This is a genomic window from Candidatus Nealsonbacteria bacterium, assembly GCA_011050465.1.
Classification (GTDB): Bacteria; Patescibacteriota; Minisyncoccia; order Minisyncoccales; family RBG-13-36-15; genus RBG-13-36-15.
The window spans coordinates 126,264-144,298 of the sequence record DRFQ01000001.1 but is presented as its reverse complement, the minus strand read 5'-3'; the positions used below and the strand labels follow the sequence as shown (position 1 = coordinate 144,298).

Sequence of the window (18,035 nt, the reverse complement as noted above, 5' to 3'; positions counted from 1 at the left end):
TTTGCTGTTCATTGTTCATTGATTTTATGGCAAAAAAAATATTACTAATTGAAGACGAACAATTAATGATCGAACTTTTAGAAAAAAGACTTATTCGGGAAGGCTATGAGGTTGCGGTGGCCAGGGACGGAGTTGAGGGCCTAAAAAAAATAAAAGAAGTAAAACCTGATCTAGTTTTGCTTGATATCATTATGCCAAAAATGGGGGGGTTTGAAGTGATGGAGACAATGAGCGAAGATGAAGAATTAAAAAAAATTCCGATTATTGTTATTTCTAATTCTGGTCAACCAGTAGAACTTGATCGAGCAAAAAGATTGGGAGCTAAAGATTGGTTGATTAAAACCGAGTTTGATCCCCAAGAAGTGATTGACAAAGTAATAAAACAGATTGGTAAATAAAGCATCCGAATAGCGCAACCCTCGCCTTTACTTTCGCTAAGGCTCGGGGTATCCGAATGCGCCCATCCGAATATTCGTAGCATTTGGATTATCATTCGTAGATTCGGATTATCTTATTTTATGTCTACAACAATTCTTGTCATTGAAGATGATAAATTTCTAAGAGAGTTAATCGTCCAGAAGCTCATCAAGGAAAATTATAAAGTTTCCGAGGCCGTTGATGGAGAACAAGGAATAAAGAAAATAAAAGAAGAAAAGCCAGATCTGGTTTTGCTTGATTTGATTCTGCCGGGTATTGATGGGTTTGAGGTGTTGTCTAAGATGAGAGAGGATTCTAATTTGTCTTCGATACCAGTAATTATCCTTTCGAATCTTGGTCAAAAAGAAGATGTTGAAAGAGGCTTAAAATTAGGTGCAATTGATTACTTAATTAAAGCTCACTTTACTCCGGGGGAGATAATCGAGAAAATTAAAAACGTTCTGAAATAAATGGCCACATTATTAAATTGTTTTGTCGATAAAAGAAATTTTATTATTCCCAGTTTAACAATTTGACAATTTAACAGTTTAGCAATTTAAGAGATGCCGGAACTTCCCGAGGTGGAAACTATTGTCCGTGATTTAAACAGAAAGGTCCTTGGTAGGGCCTTTGTTGATGTTTGGACCGACTGGAAGAAAATGATCCACCTTCGCCAAGGCTTCGGTGGACAAGTAAAAAGACCAGATAGTTTTAAGAAATTCAAGAAAGAGATCAAAGGTAAAAAGATTAAAAAAGTCTGGAGAAGAGGGAAAAATATTCTCTTTGAGCTTTCGGAGGGCAAAACCCTTCTAATCCACCAAAAATTAACCGGCCACTTACTTTTAGGAGATTGGGAAAGAGAAGTTAAAGCTTGGAGACCAATCAAGCCAGGACCATTAGAAGATCCTATAAACCGATTTTTACACCTAATTTTTTGGTTAGACAATAAATATCATCTGTCTATTCCTAAACAGCTTGCCCTTTCTGATTTAAGGAAGTTTGCCAAAGTTGAACTATGGAATAGCCAAGAATTAAAAGAATCTAAAGAGTTCACAGGCTTGGGGCCAGAACCCCTGGCGAAGTCTTTTACCTTTCAAAAATTCCAAGAAATCCTAAAGAAAGAAAAAAGGAAAATTAAACAAATTTTAATGGATCAGACAGTAATTGCCGGAATTGGCAATATTTATTCTGATGAAATATTGTTTGAGGCAAAAATTCGTCCCCTTAAAGAAGCTCCAAGACTAACTTTAGCAGAATTAAAAAGAATTTATCAGGCAATTAAGAAAATTCTTAAAAAAGCAGTTGAGCTTAGAGGAACATCGATCTCTGATTTTAGAGACCTTGAGGGAAAAAGAGGATCTTTCGGTAAAGTTAGGAAAGTTTATCGCAAAGACGGAGAAAAATGTCCCAGATGTAGTACAAAAATAAAACGGATAAAGTTGGCAGGAAGAAGTGCTCATTTCTGTCCTAAATGCCAAAAATGATTGACTTCTAGTGTTTAGTCAAAATCAATGATTAAATGACTAAAGTTTTTAGAAATTAAGTTAATTAGAAATTTTATTATGATCATCTTTCTTTACGGTCAAGATACTTATAGATCTCGTCAGAAAGTTAATGAAATTGTTGATCACTATAAAAAAACCTACAAAGACGGATTCAATTTAAAACATTTTGATTTCAAGAAAGACGATTATAATGATTTTCAGAATGAGATTCAATCTATTCCAATGTTTGCTGGGAAAAAATTAATAGTTTTGAAAAACGCAATTTTAAATGAAAATTTTCAAACAAACTTCATCAAAGATTCTAAAAAACTTATTAATTCTAAAGATATAATTTTATTTTACGAAGACAAAGATATTCCAGTAAAGGGCAAGCTTTTTAAATTTCTTAAGAAACACGTAAAGTCTCAAGAATTTAGGTCATTAAGCGGTCAACCGCTGATAAATTGGGTGAAAAAAGAATTTAAGAACCTTGGATCAACAATAGACCAGAAACCTTTAGAGAAACTTATTGCTTTCATTGGTAATGATCTCTGGCGGCTTAATAAAGAAATCCAAAAATTAGTTGCTTACAAATACAATCAGAAAATTGAAACAAATGATATTGAGCTTTTAATCCGTCCGAAAATTGAAACAGATATTTTTAAAACCATTGATGCGATTGCTGCTAGAAATAGAAGAAGCGCCTTTTCTTTAATTCACCAACATTTAGAAAAAGGAGATTCTCCTTTATACCTTCTTTCAATGATTAATTTTCAATTTCGGAATTTACTAATAATGAAATCCCATAAATTTAACACAGGCTATCTGTCAACATCTCCAAAGAGGTGGGGAATGCATCCTTATGTGGCGAGGAAAGCCGTAGAACAATCAAGAAAATTTTCTTTAGACGAATTAAAAAAGATCTATCAAAAGATCTTTCAATTTGATCTAGCTATCAAAACAGGAAAGGTGGATGCCAAAACGGCCTTAGACTTATTGGTTGCCGAGATATGACTAAAATTAAGCTGTTTTGAAGTAAAATGCAAAAATTATAGACATCGTTCATGATGTCTATAATTTTCTGCCACTTCTACGCTTTAGACCCACCGATCAACCTGGCGATCCTAGATTTTCTTCTATCGGCAGTCCTTAATTTAATTACCCCAACTTTACCTGCTTTATCAAGGATTTTATAAACTTTAGGTAAAATCTTCTTAGCCTCTTCAATTTTTTTATCGGCAACTAATTTTTGCACCTCTTTAATGAGATTTTTTATTTTATTTTTATAGAGAAGATTTTTAGTCCTTCTTTTTATGCTCTGACGGAGAGCTTTTTTAGCAGATTTTGTGATGGGCATTTTAAATTAAGCGTGAAGTTAGATATTATTTTTGTTTTTAAGAAAATCTTGGTTGGTTCAATTAGAACAAAATCTCGATTTCCCCCGTGGAGGAAAACGAACGGAGTGAGTGAGAGTTAGAAATCCTTCGACACTGAGCTCAGGACGAAGTGCCGTGGGTGTCTAAAAGAGAGGGGTCGGGGGAAATCGTGTGATCGTGATTTTATTATTGGCATAAGCGCTGCTCTCTAAAATTAAATATACAAAATGTTTATCCTTTAATATAATACGATATAAAATTACATTGTGCAAGTGAGAGGTCTTTAGGTGTAAATATTTTTAAATTTTTAATTTGTGTTTTCGCTTTTTTATTTTTTATTTTTAATCTTTTCGATTAGGTCTCTAATTTTAGCCGCTCTTTCAAAATCTAAGTTTTTAGCCGCTATTTCCATCTCTTTTTCTAAAAGTTTTTTATCCTGAATTAACCAAAACTCAGACTTAATCGCCTCTTTTTTAGCAAAAGGCCATTCTCTAATTTCTTTTATAATTGGAGCAGGGGTGATTTTGTGAATCATATTATATTCCATCTGAATTTTCCGTCTTCTTTTAACTTCCTGAATTGCTTCTTGTATAGAACGGGTGATTTTATCGGCATATAAAATAACATGACCATTGAGATGACGGGCTGCCCTGCCCATTGTTTGGATTAAGGTGGTTTTCGACCTCAAAAAACCTTCTTTATCAGCGTCTAAAATAGCCACCAAAGCTACTTCTGGTAAATCTAAGCCTTCCCTCAAAAGATTAATTCCCACCAAGACATCATATTTTCCCTCTCTTAAACCTTTTAGAATCTGCGGTCTTTCTAATGTTTTAATCTCTGAGTGAAGCCATTGGCTCAAAACTCCTTCTTCAGTTAAATAACCCGATAGATCTTCTGCTAATCTTTTGGTCAAGGTTAAGGCCAGTGTTCTTTGTTTTTTCCCGACCATTTTCTTGATTTCTTTAATTAAATCTTTAACTTGATTCTTGGTTGGTCTAATTTCAATCGATGGCTCTAAGAGACCAGTTGGCCTAATTAATTGTTCAACGATGTGTTCCGTACCAGCCTTCGTCCCGAGGTCCTCGGCTGAGCTCGGTCGAATGTCCTCGGGCCGAGGGGAAATTTTGTTTAATTCTCGGGCTGATTCGGCGCCGTGCTTTGCTTTGGTGTCGAGTTTTTTATCTAGTTTACCCTTGGATTGTCGCCATTCAAGGTCTTCGGGGTGACCCTGCCTTCGACTGGCCCTGAGGGGCCGCTCAGGCCCTCGAACGGGAATTGATTGAATGGGTCGAAGAGTTTTTTCTATCTCGTATTTATTAGGAGTAGCCGAAAAATAGATTATTTGGCCCGCCTTTTTATTAAATTCTTCGAATGTTAACGGACGATTATCAACTGCCGAAGGAAGTCTGAAGCCGTGTTCGATTAAAGTTTCTTTTCTTGCTCTGTCTTGGATCGCCATAGCTTTTAATTGAGGTATGGTCAAGTGCGATTCGTCGATAAAAATTAAGAAATCTTTAGAGAAATAATCCATCAAAGTATAGGGCGGTTCCCCAATCTTTCTAAATTCGAGATGCCTTGAATAATTTTCAATTCCATGACAGAAACCAGATTCTTTTAACATTTCTAAATCATATTTTGTTCGTCGTTCTAATCTTTGCCGCTCAACCAAATTGAGCGAGCCTCGCCCTTTTAGGGCGGGAGCTTCTTTATTCTTCTTGCCGAATTCTTTTAACTTTTCTTGTAACTCTAATTTTATATTTTCAATGGCAATATTCAGTTTTTCTTGAGGAGTAACCCAAAAATGAGCAGGAAAAAGTTGGTATTTAGCGTTCAGTGCTTTACTGTGTGCGAACAGTGGGTACCCAGGAGCCAAAGCGGCGGGTGTAATGAAAGTATTATTTATTTTATCGCCCAAGAATTCTATTCTTAAAATCTTCTCTCCGGTGACCAAATAAATATCAACAATATTCCCCCTGACTCGGAATGATCCGGGTTTAAAATCAATATCGTTCCTCTGGTACCGTAGGCCGGTTAGGTGTTTTAAAAATGTTCTCCTCTTAATTTTTTGGCCAGACTTAATTTCTAAGGATACTTTTCGATAGACCTTAGGAGAACCGATATTATAGATACAAGAGACAGAGGCTATCACAACACAGTCTCGTCTATTCAACAAATCCTGGATGGCAGCGTGCCTTAATCTGTCGATTTCTTCGTTGATTTTAGCGTCCTTTTCAATATATGTATCTGTTTGGGGGATGTAGGCTTCCGGCTGATAATAATCATAGTAGGAGACAAAATAATGGACGCCATTTTTTGGGAAAAATTCCTTGAACTCTTGATATAATTGAGCGGCCAAGGTTTTATTGGCCACTATCAAAAGCACGGGTTTTTGAATTTTTTCTATAATCCAACTCATAATAGCTGTTTTCCCAGAGCCTGTTACTCCTAATAAAACATTATGGCGGACCCCAGCCTTTAAATTTCTTGTTAACTTTTCGATTGTCTTGGGCTGACCGCCCGTAGGTCTGAACTTTGAGTAAAGTTTAAATCTCATGTATAATTAACTTATTGATGTCTGGAAAATAAAAGATCAAAGAAGAAACATTAGAAACAAAAATATAAACACAGAAAAACATTTTCACATCTTTGCACATTTGTTTTTTATCTTTTAATTACGAGCAAAGCGAGGAATTAAGGTTCTGCAAAGCAGGTTCTTATATTTTATCGTTCATTTCAGTGAAGGGTTTATGATTTCTTATCTTCGAGGAAAAATTATACTTATAAGAGAAAAATTTATAATTCTGGATGTTAACGGAGTGGGTTACAAAGTTTTTTTACCTCAGAAAACACTCAATAAGATACCACAAAAAACAGATGACTTCAAGCTTTTTTGTTATTTGAACGTTAGAGAACGAGCCCTGGATGTTTATGGATTTTTGAGCCAAGAAGGGCTAGAATCTTTCGAACTTTTAATAGGTCTTCCCAGTATTGGCCCTAAAGCCGCTCTAGAGATTTCTTCCCTAGGACCAATAGAGAAAATTAAAGAGGCCCTTGAGCAAGAAGATGAAAAAAATATTAAAGAAATCTTTGGTATCGGCAAGAAAAAAGCCCAAATAATCATTCTGGAGTTGTCTCGGAAGATAAAATCTCCTCCGAAGAAAAAATCCACCCCGGAAGATGAGACTTCCCAGATTTTAATTAATCTTGGTTTCCCTCGCCAGACAATAAAAGAGGCCTTGACTAAAATCCCAGAAGAGACGACAGACATCGAGGATAGAGTGAAAGAAGCCCTTAAAATCTTAGGAAAACGTCTTAGATGATTTTTAGGCAACAAATTCATCAGCCGGATTCCGGAACCGACTCTTTTGTCCGGCTTTTTTTCTTTGGCAAATTGTGGTAAATTCAAAGGTGAGAAAATCAAAATGGCAAATAAGCCCTATAAATTAGCTAGCCGAACAACTCAACAAGGAAAAACTATTATTAAAATAGGCGACTTAAAGGTTGGCGGAAAAGATATTATTATTATGGCCGGTCCCTGTGCTATTGAAAATAAACAACAACTTTTAGCTTGTGGAAGACTAGTAAAAAAATTAGGTGGAAAAATATTGCGAGGAGGGGCTTTTAAACCCAGAACCTCTCCTTATAGCTTCCAGGGCTTAGAAGAAAAAGGGTTGAAAATTTTAGCTTCGGTAGGAAAAGAAACAGGCCTTTTGACAATTACCGAGGTTTTAAAACCAGAAAATGTTTCTCTGGTGGCAAAATATGCAGATATTTTACAAATTGGTGCCAGAAATATGCAGAATTACTCTTTACTTAAGTCGGTAGGCAAAAGCCGAAAACCAGTAGTTTTAAAGAGAGGCTTGGCGGCCACTATTGAAGAATGGTTGGCAGCAGCTGAATATATTCTAAAAGAGGGTAATTCCCGGGTTCTTTTATGTGAAAGAGGGATAAGAACCTTTGAAACCTCAACTAGATTTACCCTTGATATAAGCTCAATCGCCGTAGTAAAAAAAATAAGTCACCTACCTATTATTGTCGATCCAAGCCATCCAGCCGGCCAGAGAGAATTTGTTCCCTCTTTAGCTAAGGGAGCCGTAGCTGCTGGAGCAGATGGTCTTTTAATTGAAATCCATCCTCAACCCGAAAAAGCCCTATCTGATGGTCCTCAATCTTTAAGTTTCTTCGGATTTAAGACATTAATGGTAGATTTAAAATTAATTTCAGAAGCAATTGACCGGCAAATTTAATGATAAAGAATATTGCCAAAAAACTCATCCCTTCGTTTTTAGTCAGTTGGTACCATTTTTTCTTAGCTTTTTGCGGTGCTATTTTGTACCGGTTTCCGTCAAAAAGCTTAAAAGTTGTTGGAGTTACCGGGACTAACGGAAAGTCAACGGTAATAGAGCTAATAACTAAAATTTTCGAAAAAGCAGGATATAAAATAGCTTCTCTGTCGTCTATTAAATTTAAAATTAGAGAGAAAGAATGGTCGAATCTTTTGAAACAAACCATGCCCGGTCGTTTTCAACTGCAAAAATTCTTAAGAAAGGCTTTAGATTCTGGGTGCCAGTACGCAATTTTAGAAGTAACATCCGAGGGGATAAAACAATATCGACACAAATTCATCAATTTTGATATATCCGTATTTACTAATTTAACCCCGGAACATATCGAAGCCCATGGCTCTTTTGAAAAATACAAAGAAGCGAAAGGAAAATTATTTCAATCCCTAAAAGGCAGAAGAATCAGCATCGTTAATTTGGATGACGAAGCAGCTGGTTATTTTTTAAATTTCCCAGCCGATGAAAAATATGGTTACGGCTTAGGAACGGGTAGCTGGCAGCCAGCAGATGAAGAAAATGATGAGTTAGTCTATAAACAAGTACGAGCCACTAATTATTTTTGGATGCTAGAAAGAGAGGGAATTACTTTTTGGATCGAGAAAACCCAGTTTAAGCTCAATCTACTCGGTGAATTTAATATATATAATGCCCTAGCAGCAATATGTGTCGGTTTATCTCAGGCTATTTCTCTAGAGATTTGTAAATCAGCCCTGGAAGAAATTGAGGGAATTCCAGGGAGAATGGAACTTGTAATTTCCAAACCCTTCAAAGTTTTTGTTGACTACGCTTTTACTCCTGCTGCCTTGGAAAAAGTTTATAAAACCATAAAGAAACTGGGGCCAGAACTTAACAAGTCCGATTCTAAAATGATTTGTGTTTTGGGTGCGGCAGGAGGAGGTAGAGATAAGTGGAAAAGACCGATTTTAGGAAAATTGGCTTCTCAACATTGTGATCGAATTTTTATCACCAATGAGGACCCTTACGATGAAGACCCAATGAAGATTATCGAGGAGGTAGCCAATGGCGTTGAAGGAGCTGCCGCAGACGAAGACATATCTGTTCCGCTTCATAGAATTCTCGATAGAAAAGAGGCAATTAGGGTGGCTTTGAAATTTGCAGAGCCTGGAGACAAGTTGATTATTACCGGAAAGGGATCAGAGCCCTGGATATGTGTAGCTGGCGGAAAAAAAATTCCTTGGGATGATAAAAAAATTGTTAGAGAAGAATTTCAAAACCTGAATTTATGGAAAAAATACGAAATACTTGAGCATAAAGCAGATTTAAAAATTAAAGCTTTTGGCTCAACTAAGAAAGAGTTATTTTCCAACGCTCTCTCGGGTATGGAAGAAAGTATGAAGCCAAAGATTGGAAAATCTGAACAAAAAATAAGCAGAGAAATTAAAATAACCTCCCTTGATTTGTCGGCCCTCCTGGTCGACTTCTTGAGTGAAATTCTTTATTTAAACCAGGTCAATAAAGAGGTTTATTCGAGTGTTAAATTCCGAAAATTTTCAGATAGCCCTTCAATGGGTTCAGGGCAAGCTAATCTTGAAGGAGAACTTTTTGGCCAAAAAGTTAAAAACTTTGGCGAAGACATTAAGGCCGTGACCCACCATGACTTAAATATCCGTCAGAGAACAGACGACACCTGGGAAGCAACAGTACTTTTTGACATTTAAAATGTCAAAAAGATACAGAAAGAGTCGGGGAGATTGGGTATCTCCCCGCTTGCCCCCTCACCTTTCGTAAATTATTCTACGTAATTTATTATTCTTTAGACATTTACATTGTCAACACCTCGAAAGGTGGGGGGGGTGAAAAAAAACAGGCTTCTGCCGTTGAGGCAGAAACGCCAGAAATCCTTCGATACTGAGCAGATTCGTCCTGAGCTCACTGCCGAAGGGCTCAGGACGAAGTGCCGAGGGTTTCTAAGGAGTGAGCCCGAAGACCGAATGGCGCCAGTCGCCCGCTTCACCGAGGCGAAGACGAGGCGAGAAGACTGGAGGAGAGCGAGCGACTTTTTGACATATGAACTTCGTTGATCTTCAAAAAACTGAAAACAGAAAAGAGTTTATTGCGGAAGTTTTAAAGAAAATTAAAGCAGAATTAAGAAAAGCGAAAAAATGCTCCAATAAATTCAATAGACTATTTTAGCCAAATGTTGCCGTGTTTTCACGGCCCCCTCACCAGAGCAAATCTCGGTGCGGGACTAGTCCCGAAGTGAACTTTGTTCTACTTTGGGGCTTTTCATTTTTAAAGAAATCGAGTAAAATAACAGGGTATATCAAAATATGCTTCAGAAAAAAGATTTTATAAAAATCCATGATTATTTATGGGAGATCCCAAAGAGTTTTCGGTCAGATATGAAGGTTCCGGCCAGAGCTTATGTTTCAGAAAAGATGTTAGAAGAGTCATTTAAAGATAGGTCGCTTGGGCAGTTAGTCAATATTGCCACCCTGCCTGGCATTGTAAAATACAGCATGGCAATGCCTGACATGCATGAGGGTTATGGTTTTCCGATCGGAGGGATAGCTGCTACCCGTCTTTCAGACGGGGTAATTTCGCCAGGAGGGGTAGGTTATGATATTAATTGCGGAATGAGACTTTTAAAATCTGATTATTCAGAGAAAGATATTAAACCTTATTTAGAAAACTTAGCAACTGAAATTCAAAAAGAAGTTCCTTCGGGATTAGGTCAGGGGAGACAAATAAAAATCGATTTTTCTTCTCTGAATAAAATTTTAGAAGGAGGCGCTCAAAGATTAGTTGAGCAAGGGTATGGCGAAAAAGAAGATATTGAAAATTGTGAAACCGAAGGGAAATTGCAACAGGCCGATCCTTCAATGGTTTCTGATAGGGCCAAGAACCGAGGGAGAGACCAAGTGGGGACCTTAGGCTCTGGTAATCATTTTCTAGAAATTCAGAAAGTTGATGAAATTTTTGATGGAAAAATATCTGAAGATTTCGGCTTAGTTCAAGACCAAGTAGTTATTATGATTCATACAGGTTCTAGGGGTCTTGGTCATCAGATAGCCACAGATTATATCAGGTTGATGATGCAAGCCATGCCCAAATATCAAATAGATCTTCCCGATCGCGAGCTGGCTGCCTGTCCCTTGAAATCAAGCGAAGGCCAGAGATATTTTTCAGCTATGGCTTGCGGGGCAAATTACGCCTGGGCTAATCGTCAGATGATTACTCATTATATTAGAAAGGCCTGGAAATCGGTTTTAGGGGAAAAAGCTTTATCTTTAACTGTTTTATATGATGTTGCTCATAATATTGCTAAAATTGAGAAATATAAGATTAATGAAAAAGAAATAGAGGTTTGTGTTCATCGAAAAGGGGCAACCAGAGCTTTTCCGTCGGGCCACCCAGAAATCCCAGAAAAATATCGAGAAACCGGACAACCAGTTATAATTCCAGGCTCTATGGGTACTGCCTCTTACATTTTAGTAGGAACCCAGAAAGGGGAAGAAGCTTGGTTTAGTACTTGCCACGGCGCAGGTAGAACTATGTCCCGAAGAGAGGCAGTTAGAAGAGTTAATCCTCAGCAGTTAATTCAAGAATTAAAGAATAAGGGGATATTAATTAAATGTTGGAGTTTGAGGGGTATTGCCGAAGAGGCCCCTCAGGCCTATAAGGACATCGATAATGTTGTTGAGGTGGTTCATCGGGCAGGTTTGTCTAAAAAAGTAGCCAGACTTGTACCTTTAGCCGTAATTAAAGGAGAATAAAAAATTGTTAAATTGCTACATTGTTAAATCACTTTTTTATTTATGAAACAAAAAAAACTTCCAAAAAGTCTCAGGAAATTTATTCGCAGAGAAAAGGCCCGGATTCGCCGGAGTGTCTTAAGTTTGAAAAAACAGGAAGAATTAATAAATGAGTTGTATCAAAAGTTTCTAAACATATCCACCGAGAACAAAGAAAAAACAAATTAAAAATCTGGTTGAAGAACCAGATTTTTTGATACAATAAAATTATGACCTTTCAATAAATTTGGGGTCATAATGAGTATATCGAACCATGAGAACAGGAATTGCCACGGTTCCATTGGATTACGGAAGATGTCCTCCTTGGCTTTTTGAAAGAATGCGTACGTTAGGACGGGGAATAGCCTTAGCCATTGTTGAAGAATTCGGGTCAGAAGAGTTATTAAAAAGACTGTCTGATCCCGTTTGGTTCCAGAGCTTAGGCTGTGTTTTGGGTTTTGATTGGAATAGTAGTGGTTTAACCACAATTACTATGGGAGCTTTAAAAGAGGGCCTTCGGGGGTTAGAAAATGAGCTTGGCCTTTTTATCTGTGGTGGTAAAGGAAAAACTTCGAGAAAAACTCCAGAGCAAATTCAGGATTGGGGTGAGTTTTTAGGCTTTCCTTTGGAGAAAATAGATGAATTAGTGTATGCTTCCAAAATGTCAGCTAAAGTAGACAATACTGCTCTTCAAGATGGTTTCCAGCTTTACCACCACAATTTAATCTTTACAAAATCCGGTCAGTGGGCAGTGGTCCAACAAGGGATGTCAGAACAGCTTTCTCGGGCCAGACGTTACCATTGGTTATCTTCTAACATTAAAGATCCTTTAGCAGGCTCAGAGTATAATTTTATTGAAGAACCTCATTCTGGAATTATTTCTGATGTCAAAGTTAAGCCGCTGAATCTTACAGCTAAAGAGAGTGATGAGAATCGAAAAATTAGCGCCAGCCTGGTCAAAGAAGAACCAAAGAGATTCTTTAAAGACCTTAAAAGTGTTTTAAGTAAATCAAATTCTTTCATGAAGAAAAGAAGGTTAAGTAATTTTACTGAGATGGAATTAAATAATATTGAATTTCATTGGCATCCGGTACTGCAGGAAAAATTTGATTTAAAAAGATTGAAAAAATCAATATTTCTTGCAACAGAACAAGATCCTCAAAGTTTCGAAGAGCTTTTATCAATAAAAGGAGTCGGTCCAAGAACCATAAGGGCCCTCTCTTTGGTTGCTGAAATCATTTATGGGGCAAGACCCTCTTATGATGATCCAGCCAGGTATTCTTTTGCTCATGGCGGCAAAGACGGCACGCCCTATTTTATTGAGAGAGATATTTACGATAGAACCCTTGAAATCATGGAAAAAGGAATTAAAAGAAGCAAGGTAAACCCAAAAGAAAAAATCAATGCCTTAAAAAGACTAACTAACTCACCCCGTGGTGGAAAAACAGGCCTTCGCTCCGAGTGAAGCGAGGGGCGAAAACGTTAGAAACCGAAGGTGTCTAACACGGGGGTCGGGGGGTGAGGCTATGAAAAATTATTCATCTAAAAAAGCTAAAAAAGGCAAATCAACTTATCGGACACCGAGTCCCGTAAAATATAAATTGATATTACGGAACAAGGTTCAGAAGAAAAGAAAATAAAAAACTTAATTTTTAAGAACTAATCACAGTAAAGAGTTAAAGATGAAAACAGTCAAACTAAAAAAACTTCATAAAAAGATTTCTCACTGTAAAAAATGTTTATTATGGAAAACGAGGAGAAACACCGTACCGGGAGAAGGTCCAGCAAATGCTAAAATTATGATAATTGGTCAGGCTCCGGGAGCCGAAGAAAATAAGACAGGAAGGCCTTTTATAGGAAGAGCGGGTAAGCTTTTAAGCCAACTCTTAAGGTTAGTAAAAATCGAGAGAGAAAAAGTTTTCATAACTTCGCCAGTAAAATGCTTCCCGCCCAAAAATCGAAAGCCGACTCAAAAAGAAATTCAAATCTGCCTGCCTTATTTAAAAGAGCAGATTCACATTATTAATCCTCAAAAATTTATTTTGTTTGGCGAAGTTGCTTTTTCAATATTTTTTAAAAATAAAAAACTGAAAGATTATCGCGGGAAATGGCTTCAAAAAGATGGTAAAGAATATTTTATTGTCTATCATCCGGCAGCAGGAATAAGATTCTTAAAGTTCAGAAAAATTTTAGAAAGAGACTTTAGAAAGCTTAAAAGATTATAGATTTTTTACCATATAATCGTTTTCTAATTGATAGCCTAATTTCCGCCAATAATTTCTTACTCCTACTCCAGAAATTACTGCTATTTTTTTTACCCCCACCACACCATAACGAGGACTAATTTTACTAATCTTGGTGTCCTGTCTTCGTTTGGTGTGGGGGCGAAAGCCAAATTCATTTTTAGCACTTCGACCAAACTCAGTGTAAACTATTTTTTCAGCTGTTTTAATTAACTTTTTGCCAAGGCCCCGGTGTTGAGGGGCGGTTTTGCTTTCAGAAATCGGAACAAGCTGGCCGTAAGTGTGGACTTCTCTGATAATGGCCGCATTTTGTAAAACCGGCAAAAAATGTTTTTGAGAAGGCCTGCCCTCCGAAGTTTTACTGTATCCTTCCGTAGTCTTTGACGAAGGAGGAACGCAGGAAGGAATTCTTAACCGCAAAAGACTATAAAGCTTTTTGCGGTTTTTTTCTTCATAGCTTAAAAAAATCTCCTTTCCTCCGGAAGCATCATAATCTTTTCTAAAAAGATAAAGTTTCGTTTTTGGGTCGTATGCTTCTCTTATCTCTCTACATCTTATACAACGGCATTTCCAGCCTTCTTTTTTCATATCTTTAAAGATGATCTGACGTAAATTAGAGGTCTTACAGCCCGCAATAATACTTTGAGAAGGAATATCTCTAATTAGCCTTTGAATCCGACAATAGTATGGAATTCTCTTTTTAATATTTTTTAAAAGCTTTATTAATTGGTGAATGTTGTAGGGTTTATATTGCCCAACTTGCCATAGCTTATAAAGTTGAGCTTCTTTTAAGACAACACAGGGATAAATTTTCAAAAGATCTGGCTGAAAATCAGGGTTCGAAAATAATTCTTGAAACATTTTTTTGTCTTTTTTTAAATCCGAGCCAGGAAGATTTGGCATCATATGGTAGCAGATCTTAAAACCAGCGTCTTTTAAAAGCTTAGTTGCCTTAATAACTGTTTCTACTTTATGGTCCCGCTGATTTATTTTTAAAACATTATCATAAAGACTTTGAACTCCCATTTCCACCCTGGTTGCTCCGAGTTTCCTCATTCTTTCAATTTCTTTTTTATTGATATAGTCTGGCCGAGTTTCTAATGTAATACCGATGATTCTATGTTTTGCCCTCTCGTTTATTTTTTGAGCTCTTTCTAAATTTTTTGAAACATATTTATTGCAAGCATCAAAGCACCTTTTAACGAACCAGGCTTGATATTTTCTCGGTAAATATGACCAAGTTCCTCCAATGACTATTAATTCAATTTTATCTGTTGGGTGGCCGGTTAATTTTAGGGATTTAAGCCGTGTTTTAACCTGGAGATAAGGATCAAATTTATTCAAAATTGCCCTCATTACAGCCGGTTCATTGTCCAAATAGCTCTTTGGAATGCCATCTTGGGTAGGACAATAAAGGCAATGGCCGGGGCAAGGATAAGGCTTGGTTAAAACAGAAATTACCGCTATCCCGGACAGAGAGCGCACTCTTCTTATTCGCAGTAATTCTTCTAAAATCTTATTCTCTTTTATCCTTTTGCCTTTCAGTAATTTATGATATGCTTTCAAGAGTTCAACATTGGCCAGACAGAATGTTTTGTATTTTTTAGCTATTTTTCTTTTCACCTTAGCTAAATCGGCCAAAGTTTTAACTCGAGCTTTAATTAATTCTTTAACTGCCTGCCTCGTAGGCCGAGCACTCAAAGTGTTGAGTGCTCGGTCCTTTGGGGCTAGTTTACTTTTCTTCATAAATGGAAAGAGAATATGCCAAATATATTTTAAATAAGACTAAAGAAGATTATAGCTTAATTGCTGATGATTTTTCAAGGACGCGTTCTTTTGCTTGGGATGAATTAAAGCTGTTAGTTCAGTATATAACGCCAGGCGATAAGGTTTTAGACCTAGGTTGTGGTAATGGCAGACTTTTACAGATTTTTGAAGATCAAGACATAGAATATATTGGGATAGATAATTCAGAAAAATTAATTAAAATAGCCAAAGAAAAATACCCACAAAAGAATTTCCAGGTAGCCGATGCCTTAAATTTACCATTCCCCGATAATTGTTTTGATAAAATCTATAGTGTCGCAGTTTTACACCATATTCCATCAATTGAGTTCCGCCTTCAATTTTTGAAAGAAGCAAAAAGGACTTTACGACCTGGCGGTCTTCTGGCTCTAACTGTTTGGAATCTATGGCAGAGAAAAACAGCATGGAAATTACTAATTGAAACCACAATTCTTAAACTTTTAAGAAGATCTCAGCTGGATTTTAGAGATATATTTTATCCCTGGAAAAATTCAGATAAAAAAATAATAGCGCAGCGTTATTTCCATTTTTTTACCCAAAAAGAACTAAAAAAACTTTTCAAGAAAGTAGGATTTCGAATAAAAGAAATCGGGATCTTAGAAAGGAAAAATAAAAAGGAAAAATTGACTAATATTTATCTTATAGCGGAAAAACCTTGGCCTCGCAGAGAAATTTCGAATGAGCCCCATTCAATAAGAATATAATTTTTCGAAATTATTCTACGGGGTTGACAAAACAAAAAATAAGCTAAAATAAAGTAGTTCATTAGCTTATCAATATAGATCCTGAAAGGAGAACGGAATTGAAGCTGGAAGTTATAAGTGTAGATAGAGAGAATGGGAAAGCCCGAAGGGTTATAATTGAAACTGAAGGCAAACGCATTATCTTTGTACTTATCGACGGAAATCCTCGAGAATCAGGCAGAATGAGATTGGATGGTGCAAGGATTTGGAGCAAAGAATCGCTCTGGATTTCCCCCGTGGCTTACAGTAAAGCCACTCGAACCGCTGCTGCAATACTGCGGCAAAGGGCCCGAAGATGATACAACATCAACCTATCTGAGGGCCTTTTTGAATATAACTTCATTAAGGTATAATAAAAAAGAGTCCCTATAGCTTAATTGGATACCCTCACCAATATGTCCTCGTAGCTCAATTGGATAGAGCGTCAGCCTCCGGAGCTGAAGGTTGCGCGTTCGAGTCGCGCTGAGGACACATTAAATTTAGTGCGGGACAAGTGCTATGTAGCCCTCCGGAGCCTGAGACAGGGGTTCGACTCCCCTCGTGGTACAATAATTAAAAAGCATCTGGTGCGGGGTGAAAATTCTTACTGAGAATACAATTTCCAAGCACCTATAAAAAACTGTGGATAGAATGTGGATAAGGTAGCCTTTAACACTTCTTGACAGATATTTTTAAAAAACTAAGATAAAGAATTGAGGGGGTGCGAGATTTTATTCTCAAAGGACAGGCGGAACTTAATGAAGGAGGTTATCAAGGATATCCCTGGCTAATTGTCCGTCCAGCCTAAGGCGCAAACCGAGTTTGTTAAGACTGCTCCCCCTCAAAAATAAGTAGGTGTTATCTAACGCCTATTTATTTTTTTTACATTTGTTATAATAAAAATATTAATATATCTTTAGAAATATGCCTCGTAGGAAGACACAAGGATTTTCGTGAACAATAACTGGCCCTTTTCGGGGGCGGTAAAAAAAATATTTATGAGAAAGATCCTAAAAAACTAGTCAAAAAATTAATTAAACTTATTGACAAAGAGAAACACCAGAACAAGGCCCGAGGTCGACGAGATAATAGCTAATTTTTAAAAAAAATATGCCAGAAAAAATTGAAGGCCAATTAATAGGTAAAATTACTCACTATTTTGGAAAAATTGGAGTAGCGGTAATTAAACTTTCCGATACTTTAAAGGCTGGCGATAACATCCGAATAGTTGGCGGAGAAATTGATTTTACTCAGAGCGTTGAATCGATGGAAGTTGAACACCAAAAAGTCGACGAGGCTAAAACTGGAGAATCTGTTGGCTTAAAGGTGGAACAAAAGATTCGAGAGGGTTATTCGGTTTATAAAGTGTAATCACTAATAGAAGCACGGATTTCAATCACGAGTAACTGCTGATAATTTATTCGCGATAATTAGTGATTAAAATTAGTGTTTAATATGTGGCTGGGTTTTTAGAAAATCCCTAAATTCAAATTGTTTTTCAATTACTACTTGCTGCTTTTCTTGGAGCTCTAGTGGGACTAGAGCGGGAGTATAAAAGAAAAGAAGCCGGATTGAGAACGTATAGTCTGGTTTCTCTGGGCGCAGCTTTATTTGTAATTGTTGCTTTTTAAGCTTCTGCAATGTTTTGGGATAAGTCTGGTGTTAATTTTGATCCTTCGCGGATAATTGGTTAAATTGTCTTGGGGGTGGGTTTTATTGGGGCCGGTCTAATTATCTATCGACAATTTCATGTTGAAGGCCTAACCACTACTACTGGTCTTTGGGTTGCTGCGGGCATTGGGGTGGCCGTAGCCGTAAAACTTTACTGGACCGCCATTTTTGTTACCTTTTGCGATTATAATTTTAACTTGCCTAAGATGGTTTGAAGA

16 protein-coding genes, 1 tRNA gene and 1 pseudogene are annotated in these 18,035 nt (G+C 37.0%); 15 read left to right on the top strand and 3 right to left on the bottom strand.

The window, feature by feature from the left end; all coding sequences use genetic code 11:
* The first annotated feature begins 26 nt into the window (after window positions 1-26).
* The 4 genes from ENH66_00740 (at window position 27) to holA (ending at window position 2,915) form a co-directional block, all read left to right on the top strand.
* Window positions 27-398, top strand: coding sequence for a response regulator (locus tag ENH66_00740; GenBank protein HDZ54227.1), 372 nt, complete (start codon window positions 27-29; stop codon window positions 396-398).
* 120 nt (window positions 399-518) lie between these two features.
* Window positions 519-887 carry a response regulator gene (locus ENH66_00735; protein HDZ54226.1) on the top strand — a complete coding sequence of 123 codons (369 nt, stop codon included), beginning with the start codon at window positions 519-521 and terminating at the stop codon, window positions 885-887.
* A gap of 93 nt (window positions 888-980) precedes the next feature.
* Window positions 981-1,901 (top strand): DNA-formamidopyrimidine glycosylase, encoded by a 921-nt coding sequence (gene mutM / locus ENH66_00730; GenBank protein HDZ54225.1) that lies wholly within the window; start codon window positions 981-983, stop codon window positions 1,899-1,901.
* A gap of 78 nt (window positions 1,902-1,979) precedes the next feature.
* The gene (holA, locus tag ENH66_00725; protein HDZ54224.1) at window positions 1,980-2,915 is read left to right on the top strand and encodes a DNA polymerase III subunit delta; all 936 of its coding nucleotides are present in this window, start codon (window positions 1,980-1,982) and stop codon (window positions 2,913-2,915) included.
* A 76-nt stretch (window positions 2,916-2,991) separates the two neighbouring features.
* Here the strand turns inward: holA and rpsT are convergent, their stop codons facing one another.
* Together rpsT and ENH66_00715 are read right to left on the bottom strand one after the other, a co-directional pair.
* Complete coding sequence (gene rpsT / locus ENH66_00720) at window positions 2,992-3,258, bottom strand: 30S ribosomal protein S20 (protein HDZ54223.1); 267 nt, start codon at window positions 3,256-3,258, stop codon at window positions 2,992-2,994.
* Between the two features lie 1,316 nt (window positions 3,259-4,574).
* Window positions 4,575-5,831 (bottom strand): annotated as a pseudogene (locus tag ENH66_00715) (excinuclease ABC subunit B).
* A gap of 193 nt (window positions 5,832-6,024) precedes the next feature.
* On the opposite strand from ENH66_00715, the gene ruvA reads away from it, so the two are divergent.
* The 6 genes from ruvA (at window position 6,025) to ENH66_00685 (ending at window position 13,600) form a co-directional block, all read left to right on the top strand.
* Window positions 6,025-6,597 carry a Holliday junction branch migration protein RuvA gene (gene ruvA / locus ENH66_00710; protein HDZ54222.1) on the top strand — a complete coding sequence of 191 codons (573 nt, stop codon included), beginning with the start codon at window positions 6,025-6,027 and terminating at the stop codon, window positions 6,595-6,597.
* A gap of 102 nt (window positions 6,598-6,699) precedes the next feature.
* Window positions 6,700-7,524: a 3-deoxy-7-phosphoheptulonate synthase gene (gene aroF / locus ENH66_00705; protein HDZ54221.1), complete on the top strand. Its 825-nt coding sequence runs from the start codon at window positions 6,700-6,702 to the stop codon at window positions 7,522-7,524.
* Window positions 7,524-9,299 carry a UDP-N-acetylmuramyl-tripeptide synthetase gene (murE, locus tag ENH66_00700; GenBank protein HDZ54220.1) on the top strand — a complete coding sequence of 592 codons (1,776 nt, stop codon included), beginning with the start codon at window positions 7,524-7,526 and terminating at the stop codon, window positions 9,297-9,299. The genes aroF and murE overlap by 1 nt, the downstream gene beginning before the upstream one ends.
* Window positions 9,300-9,911: 612 nt before the next feature.
* Window positions 9,912-11,357 carry an RtcB family protein gene (locus ENH66_00695; GenBank protein HDZ54219.1) on the top strand — a complete coding sequence of 482 codons (1,446 nt, stop codon included), beginning with the start codon at window positions 9,912-9,914 and terminating at the stop codon, window positions 11,355-11,357.
* A 292-nt stretch (window positions 11,358-11,649) separates the two neighbouring features.
* A complete protein-coding gene (locus ENH66_00690; protein ID HDZ54218.1) occupies window positions 11,650-12,840 on the top strand; it encodes a DUF763 domain-containing protein in 1,191 nt (396 codons plus the stop codon).
* A gap of 217 nt (window positions 12,841-13,057) precedes the next feature.
* Window positions 13,058-13,600 (top strand): uracil-DNA glycosylase, encoded by a 543-nt coding sequence (locus ENH66_00685; protein HDZ54217.1) that lies wholly within the window; start codon window positions 13,058-13,060, stop codon window positions 13,598-13,600.
* Here ENH66_00685 and ENH66_00680 read toward each other — a convergent pair.
* Window positions 13,595-15,364, bottom strand: coding sequence for a tRNA uridine(34) 5-carboxymethylaminomethyl modification radical SAM/GNAT enzyme Elp3 (locus ENH66_00680; protein HDZ54216.1), 1,770 nt, complete (start codon window positions 15,362-15,364; stop codon window positions 13,595-13,597). The genes ENH66_00685 and ENH66_00680 overlap by 6 nt on opposite strands.
* Before the next feature lie 2 nt (window positions 15,365-15,366).
* Here ENH66_00680 and ENH66_00675 point away from each other — a divergent pair, with 2 nt between their 5' ends.
* From ENH66_00675 to ENH66_00655, 5 genes are all read left to right on the top strand, one after another.
* The gene (locus ENH66_00675; protein HDZ54215.1) at window positions 15,367-16,128 is read left to right on the top strand and encodes a class I SAM-dependent methyltransferase; all 762 of its coding nucleotides are present in this window, start codon (window positions 15,367-15,369) and stop codon (window positions 16,126-16,128) included.
* A gap of 436 nt (window positions 16,129-16,564) precedes the next feature.
* Window positions 16,565-16,638, top strand: a tRNA-Arg gene (locus tag ENH66_00670).
* Window positions 16,639-17,256: 618 nt separating this feature from the next.
* Window positions 17,257-17,517, top strand: a complete 261-nt coding sequence (locus tag ENH66_00665) for a hypothetical protein (GenBank protein HDZ54214.1) — start codon at window positions 17,257-17,259, stop codon at window positions 17,515-17,517.
* A gap of 113 nt (window positions 17,518-17,630) precedes the next feature.
* Window positions 17,631-17,777, top strand: a complete 147-nt coding sequence (locus ENH66_00660; protein ID HDZ54213.1) for an MgtC/SapB family protein — start codon at window positions 17,631-17,633, stop codon at window positions 17,775-17,777.
* Between the two features lie 63 nt (window positions 17,778-17,840).
* Complete coding sequence (locus ENH66_00655) at window positions 17,841-18,032, top strand: hypothetical protein (protein HDZ54212.1); 192 nt, start codon at window positions 17,841-17,843, stop codon at window positions 18,030-18,032.
* Window positions 18,033-18,035: the final 3 nt, after the last annotated feature.